The sequence below is a fragment of the Dactylosporangium aurantiacum genome (genome assembly GCF_000716715.1).
GTDB lineage: Bacteria > Actinomycetota > Actinomycetes > Mycobacteriales > Micromonosporaceae > Dactylosporangium > Dactylosporangium aurantiacum.
In genome coordinates this window covers 16,643-30,264 of the sequence record NZ_JNYJ01000025.1, presented here as the reverse complement: position 1 = coordinate 30,264, position 13,622 = coordinate 16,643, and the positions used below count along the sequence as shown (strand labels likewise).

General features: G+C 74.9%; 12 protein-coding genes. 7 read left to right on the top strand and 5 right to left on the bottom strand.

Annotation, left to right across the window (positions count from 1 at the left end):
- The first annotated feature begins 30 nt into the window (after window positions 1-30).
- Both OP18_RS27185 and OP18_RS27180 read left to right on the top strand, forming a co-directional pair.
- Window positions 31-612: a DUF5709 domain-containing protein gene (locus OP18_RS27185; protein ID WP_033361899.1), complete on the top strand. Its 582-nt coding sequence runs from the start codon at window positions 31-33 to the stop codon at window positions 610-612.
- Between the two features lie 7 nt (window positions 613-619).
- Window positions 620-1,414, top strand: a complete 795-nt coding sequence (locus tag OP18_RS27180; RefSeq protein WP_033361898.1) for an MBL fold metallo-hydrolase — start codon at window positions 620-622, stop codon at window positions 1,412-1,414.
- Between the two features lie 52 nt (window positions 1,415-1,466).
- Here the strand turns inward: OP18_RS27180 and OP18_RS27175 are convergent, their stop codons facing one another.
- Genes OP18_RS27175 through OP18_RS27165 form a run of 3 tightly spaced genes read right to left on the bottom strand, consistent with a single transcriptional unit; the run spans window position 1,467 to window position 4,339 of the window.
- Window positions 1,467-1,907: a DUF6098 family protein gene (locus tag OP18_RS27175; RefSeq protein ID WP_033361897.1), complete on the bottom strand. Its 441-nt coding sequence runs from the start codon at window positions 1,905-1,907 to the stop codon at window positions 1,467-1,469.
- Between the two features lie 11 nt (window positions 1,908-1,918).
- Complete coding sequence (locus tag OP18_RS27170; RefSeq protein ID WP_033361896.1) at window positions 1,919-2,185, bottom strand: hypothetical protein; 267 nt, start codon at window positions 2,183-2,185, stop codon at window positions 1,919-1,921.
- A gap of 54 nt (window positions 2,186-2,239) precedes the next feature.
- Window positions 2,240-4,339 carry a HelD family protein gene (locus tag OP18_RS27165; RefSeq protein WP_033361895.1) on the bottom strand — a complete coding sequence of 700 codons (2,100 nt, stop codon included), beginning with the start codon at window positions 4,337-4,339 and terminating at the stop codon, window positions 2,240-2,242.
- Between the two features lie 159 nt (window positions 4,340-4,498).
- Between OP18_RS27165 and OP18_RS27160 the strand changes: the two genes are divergently transcribed.
- The 5 genes from OP18_RS27160 to OP18_RS27140 all read left to right on the top strand — a co-directional run bounded on the left by OP18_RS27160 (window position 4,499) and on the right by OP18_RS27140 (window position 11,461).
- Window positions 4,499-5,245 (top strand): phosphotransferase family protein, encoded by a 747-nt coding sequence (locus OP18_RS27160; RefSeq protein ID WP_211273690.1) that lies wholly within the window; start codon window positions 4,499-4,501, stop codon window positions 5,243-5,245.
- 414 nt (window positions 5,246-5,659) lie between these two features.
- Window positions 5,660-6,811 (top strand): M20 aminoacylase family protein, encoded by a 1,152-nt coding sequence (locus tag OP18_RS27155; protein WP_245635532.1) that lies wholly within the window; start codon window positions 5,660-5,662, stop codon window positions 6,809-6,811.
- On the top strand, window positions 6,808-7,863 hold the full coding sequence (locus OP18_RS27150; protein WP_033361893.1) for a pyridoxal-phosphate dependent enzyme: 1,056 nt from the start codon (window positions 6,808-6,810) through the stop codon (window positions 7,861-7,863). The genes OP18_RS27155 and OP18_RS27150 overlap by 4 nt, the downstream gene beginning before the upstream one ends.
- Window positions 7,864-7,909: 46 nt before the next feature.
- Window positions 7,910-10,273, top strand: a complete 2,364-nt coding sequence (locus OP18_RS27145; protein WP_052387410.1) for a putative bifunctional diguanylate cyclase/phosphodiesterase — start codon at window positions 7,910-7,912, stop codon at window positions 10,271-10,273.
- A gap of 120 nt (window positions 10,274-10,393) precedes the next feature.
- Window positions 10,394-11,461, top strand: coding sequence for a CapA family protein (locus tag OP18_RS27140; protein ID WP_033361892.1), 1,068 nt, complete (start codon window positions 10,394-10,396; stop codon window positions 11,459-11,461).
- Window positions 11,462-11,465: 4 nt separating this feature from the next.
- Here OP18_RS27140 and OP18_RS27135 read toward each other — a convergent pair whose 3' ends face one another.
- Complete coding sequence (locus tag OP18_RS27135; protein ID WP_156089815.1) at window positions 11,466-11,717, bottom strand: hypothetical protein; 252 nt, start codon at window positions 11,715-11,717, stop codon at window positions 11,466-11,468.
- A 66-nt stretch (window positions 11,718-11,783) separates the two neighbouring features.
- Window positions 11,784-13,577, bottom strand: coding sequence for a lysophospholipid acyltransferase (locus OP18_RS27130; protein ID WP_033361890.1), 1,794 nt, complete (start codon window positions 13,575-13,577; stop codon window positions 11,784-11,786).
- Window positions 13,578-13,622 lie beyond the last annotated feature (45 nt).

The window sequence follows — 13,622 nt, the reverse complement described above, 5'->3', positions numbered from 1 at the left end:
CACTCCGCGCGGGTGGGGTAGCCGAGAGGCATGCGCACTGACAACTTCCCGAACCCGGTGTCGGACCCCGAGAGCGCCGGCCTGCCCGGCACCGCCGACGACGACTCCACCGCGTGGGACGACGTCGACACCGGCCGGGAGGCCGACGGCCCGGACCCGGCGCAGCTGCCGCTGGACCGCGACGACCGGCCCCTGGCCGTCGACCGTTACGGCACCACGCCCGAGGAGGCCCGCGAGGGCGAGTCCCTGGACCTGAAGCTCGACCGTGAGGTGCCCGACCCGGCGCTGCAGGACCCCGGCGCCCGGGCCGACACGGTCGCCTCGCCGGTCGCGGCGGAGTCCTTCGACCCGGACGCGGTCGGCGAGCGGCTCGACACCGTCGACCGGGACACCGCGCTGGACGAGGCGCCGGTCGAGCCGAACCTCGACTCCCCGGTGTCGATGTACGACACCGGCATCGGCGGCCGCGACGGCACCGTCGGCCGCATCGTCGAGCCGGACCAGGGCTTCGGCGAGGACACCGAGAAGGACGCGATCGCCTACGACGCCGGTGCCGCCGGCGGCGGCGCGAGCGCCGAGGAGCTGGCGCTGCACGAGATCCCCGAGCGGTGAGCCGGCCATGGAGGCCTCGGCGACGTTCATCGGCAACGCGACGGTCCTGCTGCGGCTCGGCGCGTTCACGCTGCTGACCGACCCCAACTTCCTGCACCGCGGGCAGCGCGCCTACCTCGGCTACGGCATGTGGTCGCGGCGGCGCACCGAGCCCGCGCTGAGCGTCGAGCAGCTGCCGCCGCTGGACGGGGTCATCCTGTCGCACCTGCACGGCGACCACTTCGACCGGGTCGCCCGCCGCGGCCTGCCGCGCGACCTGCCGTTCGTGACGACCCGCCCGGCGCAGCGCAGCCTGCACAGGTGGCGGTTCACCGAGGCCGTCGGGCTCGACACGTGGCAGGACGTGACGTGGCGCCGGGCCGGCGACACGGTCCGCGTGACCGCCGTGCCGGCCCAGCACGGCCCGGCGATCGTGCACCGGGCGCTGCCGGAGACGATGGGCACCGTCGTGGACTGGGAGCGGGCCGGTCAGCGCCGGCTGCGGCTGTACATCACCGGCGACACCCTGTTCCGCCCGGAGGTGCTCCGCGAGATCCCGGAGCGGTTCGGCGACATCGACGTGGCGCTGGTCCACCTCGGCGGCACCCGGATCCTCGGCGTGCTGCTGACGATGGACGGCCGGGACGGGGTCGCGCTGTCGCGCCTGATCCGCCCCCGCGGCATCGTGCCGATCCACTACGAGGACTACCCGGTGCAGCGGGATCCCCTGTCGCGCTTCCTGCGCCGCGCCGAAGGGCTGCCGGTGCGCACCATGCAGCGGGGGCAGACCCTGGACCTGGTCGCCGCGGCCAGCGCGGTGTGACCGCAGCGCGGTAACGGCCGCCGGCGCGCTGCCGGCGGCCGTTTCACGACGGTCACGCGCGGTGCAGCGGACCCCAGTCCGTGGTGGCCTCCGCGTCGACGATGTCCTCGCACTCGCGCATCGCGGTGTCGGCGATCCACGCGACGGGCCGGCCGCACACGACGAGCGGCTCGTTGTCCGGCCCGCGGCCGCGCTCCTCGCCCGCCAGCACCCAGGGGCGCACGCCGGGGCCGCGCTGCTCGCGCAGGTGGCGGTAGTCGTACAGGCGGCGGGCCACCCACAGACGCACGGGCCGGTCACCCCACCAGGGCTCGATCCGCAGCGGGTTCGCCGACAGGCCCGGCAGGGGCAGCCCGGTCAGCCCGTCGACGCTGCGCTGGTCCCCGGAGGCCGACAGGTCGGCGTGCGGCCCCCGCGACCACCTGACGTACAGGTCGTCGGGGGACCGCTGCACGAGCGCCGCCAACTGGTCGAGGACCTCGATGGTGAACACGTGCCTGCCGGTTACTCGCCGTCGGTGTCGACCGGGTCGTGGTGGCCGCCGTCCGGGGTCTCCGCGCCGGGCATCGCACCCTTCGGGTCGATCATCCCGTCGTAGTTGAACACCGTGTACTGCGTGCCGTTCTGCTCCGTGTGCTGGTTCGTCAGCACGTACCGGTGGATGAATCCGTCGATCTCCAGCTCGACGACCGCGGACCCGACGGAGTTCATCAGCCCTCCGTCGCGCGGGCCGCCAACCAGGACGATGTCGTAGTTCGTGTCGGTGGTCATGCTCAGGACCTACCCGCCGCCGTTTCGGGAAAACACAAACCGGTGCCCGCGCGCTCACCCGGCCAGCGGCGCCGGCAGCGGCCTGCGGTGCAGCACGACCAGCTCGGCGACGGCCCGGGTCAGCGCCACGTAGAGCCGGCTCATGCCGCGCGGCTCGGCCGCGACGATCTCGGCGGGCTCGACCAGCACCACCCGGTCGAACTCCAGGCCCTTCACCTGGCTGACCGGCAGCGCGTCCAGGTGCGCGGCGAGGTGGTCGGGGGCGATGACCACCCAGCGTTCCTGCCCCCGCCGCCGCTCCTGCGCGACAGCCGCGGCCAGGTCGTCGACCTGCCGCACGCGCAGCGTGCCGCCGGGGCGGAACGAGCGGGTCGGCTCGATCCCCGGGGCGAGGGCCCGGGCCGCGAAGTCGGCGATGACCTGCGGCACCCGGTACCCCGTCGGCAGGTCCAGCGTCCGTGCCCCACGCTTGCCGAGCCGCTGCACCAGCTCCGGCCACGACGCGGCGGCCAGCGGGTGGGTGGCCTGCCCGAGGTCACCCACGATCGTCATCGAGGCGTGCGCCGCCCGGCGGGCGATCATCCGGCACTCCATCGGCGACAGGTCCTGCGCCTCGTCGAGGATGACGTGCAGGTACACGTCCTCCACCGGCGCCTCGGCCTCGGCGACCGGCAGCGGCTCGGCGAGCACCGGCACGTACCCTTCCTCGCCGTACGGGTCGAACCCGTCGCGCCAGCCGGTCACCTTGTGCCCCTCGCGCAGGATGATCGCGGCCGCCCAGCGCTGCGCGCCCCAGGAGTCGGCGCCGTCCAGCGCCTGGCCGGACGCCGCCATCGGGGTGCGCAGCCCGGGGGCGAACAGCTGCCAGCCGTCGTTGAGGCTCAGGCTCAGCACGAACGTCTCCGCCACCCGGGTGCCGCTGCGCAGCTCGCGCAGCTGCCACTGCGGCGCCGGCGCCGTGCGGGCCGGCACCGGGCCGAGGATCTCGGCGAGCTCGTCGAGCAGCGGCACGTCGTCGACCGTCCACTCGCCGTGCTGGGCCGGCAGCACGTCCTGCGGGGTGAGCGGCGGCCACCACGCGTCGAGGAACGCGTCGGGGATCTCGGCGCCGTCGAGCCGCTCCGACAGCACCCGCGCCGCGACGGCCCGGCCGGCGTTGGGTTTCACGCCGCGCGCCTCGCACCGCCGCCGGACCTCCAGCCGGGCCTCGGCCAGGTCGTCGGGCTTGAGGGTGCGCAGCCGGTCCGGCGCGCCCGGCGGGGTGTCCCAGGCCAGATCGGTCAGCACCCGCACCATGCGCAGGTCGCCCTTGGTGCGGGCGACGTCGTGCGGGTCGCGGCGGGTCGCGGTGACCCCGTCGAACAGCTCACCGATCGCCCGCAGGTGCACGCTGTCCTCGCCGAGCCCGGGCAGCACCCGGCCGATGTACTCGGTGAACACCGTCGACGGGCCGACGACCAGCACCCGCCCGTCGGCGAACCGGCCCCGGTCGGTGTACAGCAGGTACGCCGCCCGGTGCAGCGCCACCTGCGTCTTGCCGGTCCCCGGGCCACCGGTGATCAGGGTGACGCCGTGGGCGGGCGCGCGGATCGCCTCGTCCTGCTCGCGCTGGATGGTGGTGACGATGTCGCGCATGTGCTCGCCGCGCTCCCGGGTCAGCGACCGCAGCAGCGCACCCTCGCCGACGACACCGTCGATCTCCTTCGCCGACAGCACCTCGTCGTCCAGCGCCACCACCTTCGGACCCGCGCAGACGATGACCCGCCGCCGGTCCACGCCGAGCGGCTCGCCCGGCGTCGCCCGGTAGAACGGCGCGGCCGCCGGTGCCCGCCAGTCGACGACCAGCGGCTCCCGGTCCTCGTCGCGCACGCCGACCCGGCCGATGCGGTACGTGTACCCGTCGTCGAAGTCCAGCCGGCCGAAGACGATGCCCTCCTCCTGGCTGTCCAGCTCGGCGATCTTCGCGGCGGCGCGCAGCACCATCGCGTCGCGCTCCACCAGCCCCGTCACCGGGCCGGAGGCGGCCCGGCCGTGCCCCTCGTCGCGCAGCCCGCGCGCCTCGTCCCGCATGACCTCCAGCCGCCGCAGCACCCGGTCGACGACCCGCTGCTCGATGGCGATCTGCGTTTCCGTCTGCTCTTCCGCTGCCGTCACGAGACTCCTTCCGGCGTACCGACACTTCGCGAGCTTGTCGAGGATATGTGCCGGTCACCGCCACAAAATCGGCATCCGGACCGATTCGTGCGACTTGACGGGCGCATATGATGAAAGTGGCGGGAAATCCGGTGACGTCGCCCGCGGCCCGTCATGACAATGACCGGCGTGGATGAGGTCAAGGTCGTCATCGCCCACCGTGAGTGCGCCACGCTGCGCGTCGGCGACACGTTCCTGAAGATCGACGCGGACCAGCAGCGCACCGCGGTCGAGGTCGAGGCGATGGCGCTGGCGCCGGTCCCGACGCCCCGGGTGCTGTGGCACCGGCCGCCCGTGCTCGCGCTCGCCGCCGTGCCCGGCGCCCCGCTCGGCCGCCTCGGCGGACCGTCCGCCGCGTCGCCGGCGGCGTGGGCCGCGGCCGGCGCCGCCGTGCGGCGGTTGCACGACGCGCCGCTGCCGCCGTGGCACGGCCCCAGCGCCGAGGACGGCGCGGCGCGGCTCGAGGCCGAGTGCGCCTGGCTGGTCGACAACGATGTGCTGCCCGCCGACCTGGTCGCCCGCAACCACGGGATCGCGCTCGGTGCGCTGCGTCCGTGGCGGCCGGTGTTCGTCCACGGCGACCTGCACGTCAGCCACGTCTTCGTCACCGGCGACGAGGTCAGCGGGGTCATCGACTGGTCCGAGGCGGCCCAGGGCGACGCCATGTTCGACCTGGCCGTGCTGACCCTCGGCCACGAACGGCACCTCGTCGACGTCCTCGCCGGCTACGGTACCGGCGCCGACGTCGACGCGATCCGTGCCTGGTGGTCGTATCGCAGCCTGGTGGCGGTGCGCTGGCTGATCGAGCATGGCTTCGACCCGGCCAGGCCCGGCTGCGAGATCGACGTCCTGCGCGCCCGGATGTGACGCCACCGGCCGCGGCCGGCTTCGTGGCCTGCCGTCCTGCGGGCGGGCCGAGGGCGTGGTCGAGAGGTGAGTCGACGGAACGCACGCCGGCGCAGCGGGCCGTGCATCTGGTCGATGCGTTCGCGCGCCTGTTCAGGCGGCTGGGCTGTCCGCGGCGGAGGTCGGCGCCGTGGCCGACCGGATCGGGTTGCCGTTTCCCGACGATGTCCGCGTGCCGCTGACCGTCACCGAGGTGCCGGCGAATCCGGAAGGCACATCGAATCCTAGCATCCTAGGACGCGTAAGGGGAAGTGCCTGACGGCACACACCCTTGACCCCTGTCTACGACAGGGGAGCAGCATGGCCACGCGGGCGGTTGCGGACAATCGGCAGCGACAGGCAACGCCACCCGCACCTCGAGGAGCCGCCGTGCCCGTGCCCGATGTCCGATCGTGGCGTCACGACCTGCACCAGATCCCCGAGCTCAGCTTCCAGGAGCACCGCACCGCCGAGTACGTGGCGACGGCGCTGACCTCGATGGGGCTGGCCGTGACCCGGGGTGTCGGGGGCACCGGCGTGGTCGCGACGCTGCGCCGCGGGACCGGCGGCGCGGTCGGGCTGCGCGCCGACATGGACGGGCTGCCGCTGACCGAGCGCGGCGAGCGGCCGTACCGGTCCCGGCACGACGGCGTCATGCACGCCTGCGGGCACGACGGGCACATGGCGATGGTCCTCGGCGCCGCCCACGTGCTGGCGGCCGAGGGCGGGTTCGCCGGGACCGTGCACCTGGTCTTCCAGCCGGCCGAGGAGCACGGGCTCGGCGCCAAGGCGATGATCGCCGACGGGCTGTTCGAGCGCTTCCCGGTCGACGCCATGTACGGCCTGCACGGCATGCCGGGGCATCCGGCGGGCAGGATCAGCACCCGCGCCGGGGCGCTCATGGCCAGCGAGGACAACTTCGAGATCCGGGTCACCGGGCGGGGCGGGCACGCCGCCCGGCCGCAGATGGTGGTCGACCCGATCGTGGTCGCGGCCGAGATCGTGCTGGCGTTGCAGACGGTCGTCGCCCGCAACGTCGACCCCACCGACCCGGCCGTCGTGTCGTGCACCGAGATCACCACCGACGGGGCCCGCAACGCCATCCCCGGGCAGGTGGTGATCCGCGGCGACACCCGCAGCTTCTCCCCGGCGGTGCAGGCGCTGCTGGAGCGGCGGATCCGGCAGCTGGCCGGCGGCATCTGCGCGGCGCACGACGCGACCTGCGAGGTGACCTACACGCACGAGTTCGAGCCGACGGTCAACGACCCGGCCGCCGTCGCCACCGCCGTGGCCGCCGCCCGCCTGACCGTCGGCGACGGGCACGTCGACCCGGACACCGCGCCGTGGACGGCCAGCGAGGACTTCGGCGCGTTCCTGCGGCACGTGCCGGGCTGCTTCGCGCTGCTGGGCACCGGCGAGGCACCGGCCGCCGGCGGCACCGCGCTGCACAGCCCCGACTTCGACTTCAACGACGACGTGCTGGCCATCGGCATGCGCTACTACGTGCACCTCGTGCGCGCCGCCCTGCCCGCCGGGGACGGCTCGTGATCGTCAACGCGGGACGGGATCCGGCCTGGGTGTGCGCCCCCGCCGGGACCGGTGCGGTGCGCGACTTCCACCGTTCCCTGCCCGGGTACGCGCCGACCCGGCTGGTCGAGCTGCCGGACCTCGCGCGGCTGTACGGCGTCACGCGGCTGTTCGCCAAGGACGAGTCGAACCGGTTCGGGCTGCCCGCGTTCAAGGCGCTCGGCGCGTCGTGGGCCGTCCACCGGGCCCTGCGTGACCGGGCGCCCGGGCCGGTCACCGTGCTCACCGCGACCGACGGCAACCACGGCCGGGCCGTCGCCCGGTTCGCCCGGCGGTTCGGGCACCGCGCCGGCATCTTCCTGCCCGACGGCGTGCACCCGGCCGCGGTCCGCGCGATCCGCGCCGAGGGCGCCGACGTCACCCACGTCGCCGGCGACTACGACACCGCCGTACGGGCCGCCGCCCGCGCCGCGCGGGACGGCACGGCGATCCTGGTGCAGGACACGGCGTGGGACGGCTACGAACAGGTCCCCGGCTGGATCGTCGACGGGTACGGCACCCTCTTCGCCGAGCTGGACGAGCAGCTGCGCGGGCACGACCTCACCCGCCCCGACCTGGTGGTCGTGCCGGCCGGCGTCGGGTCGCTGCTGCAGGCCGCGCTCACCCACTACCGCGGTCCCGGTGTCCCGGCGGGCACGGCCGTGCTCAGCGTGGAGCCGCGTCCGGCGGCGTGCGTCCTGGCCAGCGTCGCCGCCGGGCGCCCGGTGACCGTCGCCACCGGTGTGACCAGCATGGCCGGGCTGAACTGCGGCACCGTGTCGTCGCTGGCGTGGCCGTACATCAGCCGCGGCCTCGACGCCTGCGTCGCCGTCGACGACGCCGAGGTCGCCGGTGCCGCCCGCCGCCTCGCCGGGCTCGGGGTGGACGCGGGGCCGTGCGGTGCCGCACCCCTGGCCGGGCTCGCCGCGGCGCACGCCGCCGGGCCGCTGCGGGCCGCGCTCGGGCTCACCCCGGCGAGCACCGTGGTGCTGCTCGTCACCGAGGGCGCCGCCGCGAACCCCGCCGCATCCTGACCGGGTTCGCGCTCAGGACCGGCGGCGGCGGGTCGATAGTGCGGCCATGAGTGACGCGAAACCTACCGTCGCCCCGCTGCGGGTCACCGGCCCCTGGGCGGTGGTCGCGGGCCTGGTGGTGCTGGCGGCGCTCTGGTTCGGCATCGGGCTGCTGTACCCCACGCCGGCGCTGGTGGGCTGGTCGACGCTGCCCGTCTGCATCCCGGTCGCGGTGGTCAGCTCGTGGCGGGCCGCCGGCCCGCGCGGCGGGCCCGTGCCGCGGACGTTCTGGCGGTACGTGAGCGTCGGACTGGTGCTGGTCGGGTGTGGCGCGGTGAGCAACGCCCGCGACAGCCTCGTCGGCACCGACCGTAACCAGCACGTCACCGGGCTCACCTCGGCCGTCTACCTCAGCGGGCTGCTGGTCATGATGATCGGCCTGCTGCGCATCCCCGGGATCCGGCGCACCGGCGCCGCCTGGACCCGGTTCGGGCTGGACATCGCCACCGTCATCGTCACCACGCTCACGTTCGCCTGGCACCTGGTGTACCCGCGATGGGAGACCTGGTTCGCCGGCAGCGCCGGAGGCACCTGGTCCGCGCTGGCCGTCGTGGCCGGCGGCTTCATCTGCGTCTTCGCCTTCATCAAGGTCGCCTTCACCGGCACCGGGCCGATCGACCGGCGGGCGCTGCACCTGCTCGCGCTCACCGGCGCCGTCGGCGCGGGCGGCGGCTCCCTCGCGCCGCTGCTGGCGTCCCGGCCGCACCTCAACGCCGGCCACCTGATCCTGCCGGCGACCTGCCTGGTGCTGTGCCTGGCCGCCGACCGGCAGCTGCGGGCCGCCGGTGTCCCGCCCGCCCCGGTCCCGCTGCCCGGCCGGCGGTTGAGCGTGATGCCGTACGCCGCGGTCGTGGCCACCGGCGGGCTGCTGCTGGTGTCGGCGGTGCAGGGCACCCCGGACCACGTCGTCGTCGCGGCCGGCGCGGTCACCGTCACGGTGCTCGTCGCGGCCCGGCAGATCATCGCGCTGCGCGACAACGCCGCGCTGCTGCAGCAGCTCGACGCCCGGCTGCACGACAACGCCCGGCTGGTGCGGCAGCTGGACTCCCGGCTCCGGGACCTGCACACGTACCAGCGCAAACTCGCGCACCAGGCGAGCCACGACGCGCTGACGGGCCTGGCGAACCGCACCGTCTTCGGGTCGGCCACGACCGACGCGCTGGCCCGCATGGCGGACGGGACCGCCGCCAGTGTCGCCGTCATCGACCTGGACAACTTCAAAGGCATCAACGACGAGCTCGGCCATGCCGTCGGCGACGCCCTGCTGCGGGCCGCCGCCGAGGTCCTCACCGGCTGCGTCCCGCCGGGCAGCACCGTGGCCAGGCTCGGTGGCGACGAGTACGCGCTGCTGCTGCGCGGCACCGACCACGAACGCACGCTGCACACCATCACCACCGCGCTGCGCCGGCCGCTGCACTGCGCCGGGCACGACCTGGTCGTGGAGGCCAGCATCGGGCTGGCCCCGGCCCGCCCCGGCGACACCGCCGCCGAGCTGCTGCGCCGCGCCGACGTCGCCATGTACGAGGCGAAGCACCAGGGCAAGGGGCGCTTCCGGGTCTACACGTGCGCGATGGACCAGCGCGGCGCCGAGCAGGCCAGGGTCGCCGCGGACCTGCGCACCGCCCTGGACACCGGCCAGCTGCACCTGGTGTACCAGCCGATCGTCGACATCACCGACGGCAGCCTGCACGGCGTGGAGGCCCTCGTGCGCTGGGACCACCCCGAGCGCGGGCCGGTCCCGCCGGCGGAGTTCATCCCGGCCGCCGAACGCACCGGCCTCATCGTGCCGCTCGGCGGCTGGATCCTCGCCGAGGCGTGCGCCCAGGCGGTGCGGTGGCAGCGGCGGCTCGGCGCGGCGGCGCCGGAGACGGTGAGCGTCAACGTGTCGGCCCGGCAGCTGCGCGAGGCCGGCTTCGCCGACGACGTCGCCGCCGTGCTGCACCGCACCGGCCTGCCGGCCCGTCACCTGACGGTGGAGGTCACCGAGACCGCGGTCTTCGACGGCGGCGCCGCCGTCGACGCGCTGCGCGCCCTGAAGGACCTGGGGGTCGCCGTCGCCCTGGACGACTTCGGCACCGGCCACTCCTCGCTCGGCCTGCTGCGCACCTGCCCCGTGGACCTGCTGAAGGTCGACAAGTCGTTCGTCGACACCGTCACCCACGGCGGCGAGCACGCCGTCATCGCCGCCGCCCTCATCGACATCAGCAACGGCCTGCACCTGCGCGCCGTCGCCGAGGGTGTCGAGACCGCCGAGCAGGCCGCGGAGCTGCGCCGGCTCGGCTACCGCTACGCCCAGGGCTACCACTACGCCCGGCCGCTGCCGCCGGACGCGGTCACCGCCCTGCAGACCCCGGCACCGGCCGCGGCGTGACCGCCACCGGGCCTTCGTGACGGCGCCGCCGGACGGCCGGCGGCGTCACTTCCGGCCGGCGGTCCACCGCAGCCCTCACCGGATCAGGGCCGTGGGTGCGGTGCTCGTACATTGGGCGCTGTGAAGGCGCGACGAGCGATCGCGGCCGCGGCCGTGCTGCTGGCCGGTTGTGACGCGGGCATCCCGGCGGCGCATCCGGCCCCGCCGCCGTCCGTCACCGCGGCGGCCTCGGCTTCGGCGCCGGTGTCGGCGTCGCCGTCGGCCGATGTGGCGTTGACCCTCGCGTTCGGCGGCGACGTGCACTTCACCGAGCGCACCGCGGCGCTGCTGCGGCAGCCGGCGACCGCGTTCGGGCCGATGGCGGCCGACCTCGCCGGCGCGGACCTCGCCGTGGTCAACCTGGAGACGGCGGTCACCAGCCGGGGCACGCCCGAGCCGAAGGAGTTCCACTTCCGGGCGCCGCCGGTCGCGTTCGAGGCGGTGAAGGCCGCCGGCGTCGACGCGGTGTCGATCGCCAACAACCACGCCCTCGACTACGGCCGGGTCGGGTTCGCCGACACCCTCGACGGCGCGGCCGCCGCGGGGGTGCCGGTGTTCGGCGGCGGTCGCACGATCGACGAGGCGTACGCGCCGCTGGTCCTCACCGTGCGGGGCGTGCGGGTCGCGATCGTCGGGTTCAGCCAGATCCACACCCTCGCCGAGAGCTGGAAGGCGGGGCCGGCCACCCCGGGCATCGCGCTCGCGTGGGACGTGCCGCGCGCCGTCGAAGCGGTCAGGGCCGCCCGCGACCGCGCCGACCTGGTCGTGGTGTTCAACCATTGGGGCACCGAGCGCGAGTCGTGCCCGAACGCCAACCAGAAGACGTTCGCGAAGGCCCTCGCCGATGCCGGCGCCGACATGATCATCGGGGCGCACGCGCACGTGCTGCAGGGCGACGGGTGGCTCGGGCGCACGTACGTCGCCTATGGTCTCGGCAACTTCGTCTGGTACGTCGGATCCGCCGACACGGGCGTGCTCAAGGTCCACGTACGCGGCCGCTCGGTGACCGGTGCCGAGCTGGTCCCCGCCGTCATCTCCGGCACCGGCCAGCCCAGCGCGCTGACCGGTGCGGCCGCGGCCGCCGCGAAGCAACGCTTCACCGACCTGCGCGGCTGCACCGGCCTGGCGGCCGCCCCGCCGGCGGCGTGACGCGTCAGGCGGCGGCCTTCACCGCGTCGAGCGTCACCGCCGTGCCCGCCGTGGACACGAACGGCGCCGGGCCCGCGAAGGCCAGCTGACCGCGTGGGTCGACGGTGGCGATGCCGCCGACGTACAGCCCAGCCGCCCGCACCGGCACGGACGAGGCTTCGTACGCGGTCGCCACCACCGCGTCGCTCCCGGTCCTGGTGCCCGTACATCCGGCGAGCAGCACGGCGGCCACCATGGCGACCCAGGTGCGTGCCACGGACCCGACCGGCACCGGTTGATCTGCGTGAAGCTGCGACATGCACCATCCGACGCCGGCGGCGGCTCACCGGTTCCCGGCGACGACGCCCACCCGGCGGGTCGTCTCGCGCAGCTCGCCGAGGAAGTCCGCGCGGCGCCGCGCCAGGTCCGGCGTGCCCGGGTCGAGCAGGCCGCGGTGCCGGGCCAGCTGCAGCGCCGGTTTGAACAGTTCGAGGGAGACCGACTCCTCGCTGGCCAGCCGCCCCTGCAACGCCCACTGCCGGCCGACGCGCAGGCACTCGTCCAGCAGCGGGGCCTCCTCGACCGGCCCGCCGCCGGCGGCGGCCAGCCGGTCGGCCACCAGGTGGTACGCGTCGAGGAACGGCCGCAGCACCAGCGGGGCGACCAGCGGCTCGGCGTGCCGCAGCCAGTGCCGCGCGTCGTCGGGGGTGAACGCGCGCAGCCCGACGCCGTCGCCGGGCTCGATGATGGCCAGCTCCAGCGCCATCTGCTCGGCGAAGTCCCGGCGGCGGGCGAAGAAGAAGTCGAACTTCAGCAGGTCCCGCAGCCGCAGCGCCTCCCCGGTCGCGGTCGCCAGGCCGTCCGGGCCGCCTTCGGCGGCGGCGACCAGGGCCAGCTCCCCGATGGCCCGGTCGACCAGCAGATGGATCGCCGTGTTGCGGTAGAACGCGGCGACCAGGTGCTGGCCCGGGCCGATGACCCACACCGTCTCGGTGCCGCCGTCGTAGCTCGTCAGTACGCCCGAGGCGACCAGCTCGTGCAGCGTGCGGCGGACGGTGTCGCGGTCGGTGAGGTCGGCGGCGCCGGCCACCGGCCAGCGCCGGGACGCGATGTAGGCCGCCATCGGCGCGATGGTCCGCTGCACCCCGTCGAGGGTGAGCGCCCGGTCGGCGGCGAGCAACGCGAGGCACACGACGGCCGTGACGGTGACCGGGGTCGCCCGGTTGATGCGGTGCGACACGTCCAGCGCGATCCGCTCGACGACGTGCCGGTCCGGCTGGTCCCGCCGGTCTTGCCGGCTTTGTCGATCGCCGTCGCGCAGCTCGGCCATCCGTTCGCGCAGCGGGACGGGCTCGCCGAAGTCCAGGTACGCGCGGCCGAGCCGGTTGGCCTGCAGCCTGGCGAACCTGACCAGCCAGCGGACGTCCTCGGGCCGTTTGCGTGCCCCGCGGGCCTCGGCGGTCATCGCGCCGACCTCGTGCAACTGCTCGTACACGATCGACACGGGCACGACGAGCGCCTCGGCGTCCGGGTCGGCGTCGAGCGCGTCCACCACGTACCGCAGGATCCCGTACGTCGGCGGCCGCAGCTTGCCGGTGCGGGTCCGGCCGCCCTCGATGGACCAGCTGAGGTTCTTCCTGTTGCGGATCAGCCGGCCGATGTAGGCGCGCAGCGTCAACCGGTACACCGGCTGGTGCTGCGTCGACCGGCGGATGTAGACGATCCCGGACCGGCGCGCCAGCCGGTTCACGGGGAAGAAGCTCAGGTTCGCCCCGCCCAGCGTGTAGGCAGGGCTGAGACCGTGCCGGTCCAGCGCGACGGGGACCGCGGCGCCGTCCAGGTACGACCGGTGCGAGAACAGGAACAGCAGCGAATACCTGCGGTCCAGCTCCTGCAGCCGCCGCGCGGCGTCGGCGTCCATGACGAGGTCGTGCGCGCGGAACATCCACGTGGTGAACCGCGACCACGCGCGCATCGCCCGAGGGCTGTGCATCGCGCCCATCTCGCGCAGATGACCCGCCGCCTCGGCCGTCACCTCCCCGGGGTCGCGGCCGAGCGAACCGGCCAGCCCGGCCAGCCGCCCGGCGAAGCCGTCGTCGGCCAGCAGCTGGTCGACCTCAGGGGTGTCCGAGGACATCAATCACCTCGCAGCAGGGCGGTGCGCCGGTGGCAAGTCTGGAAG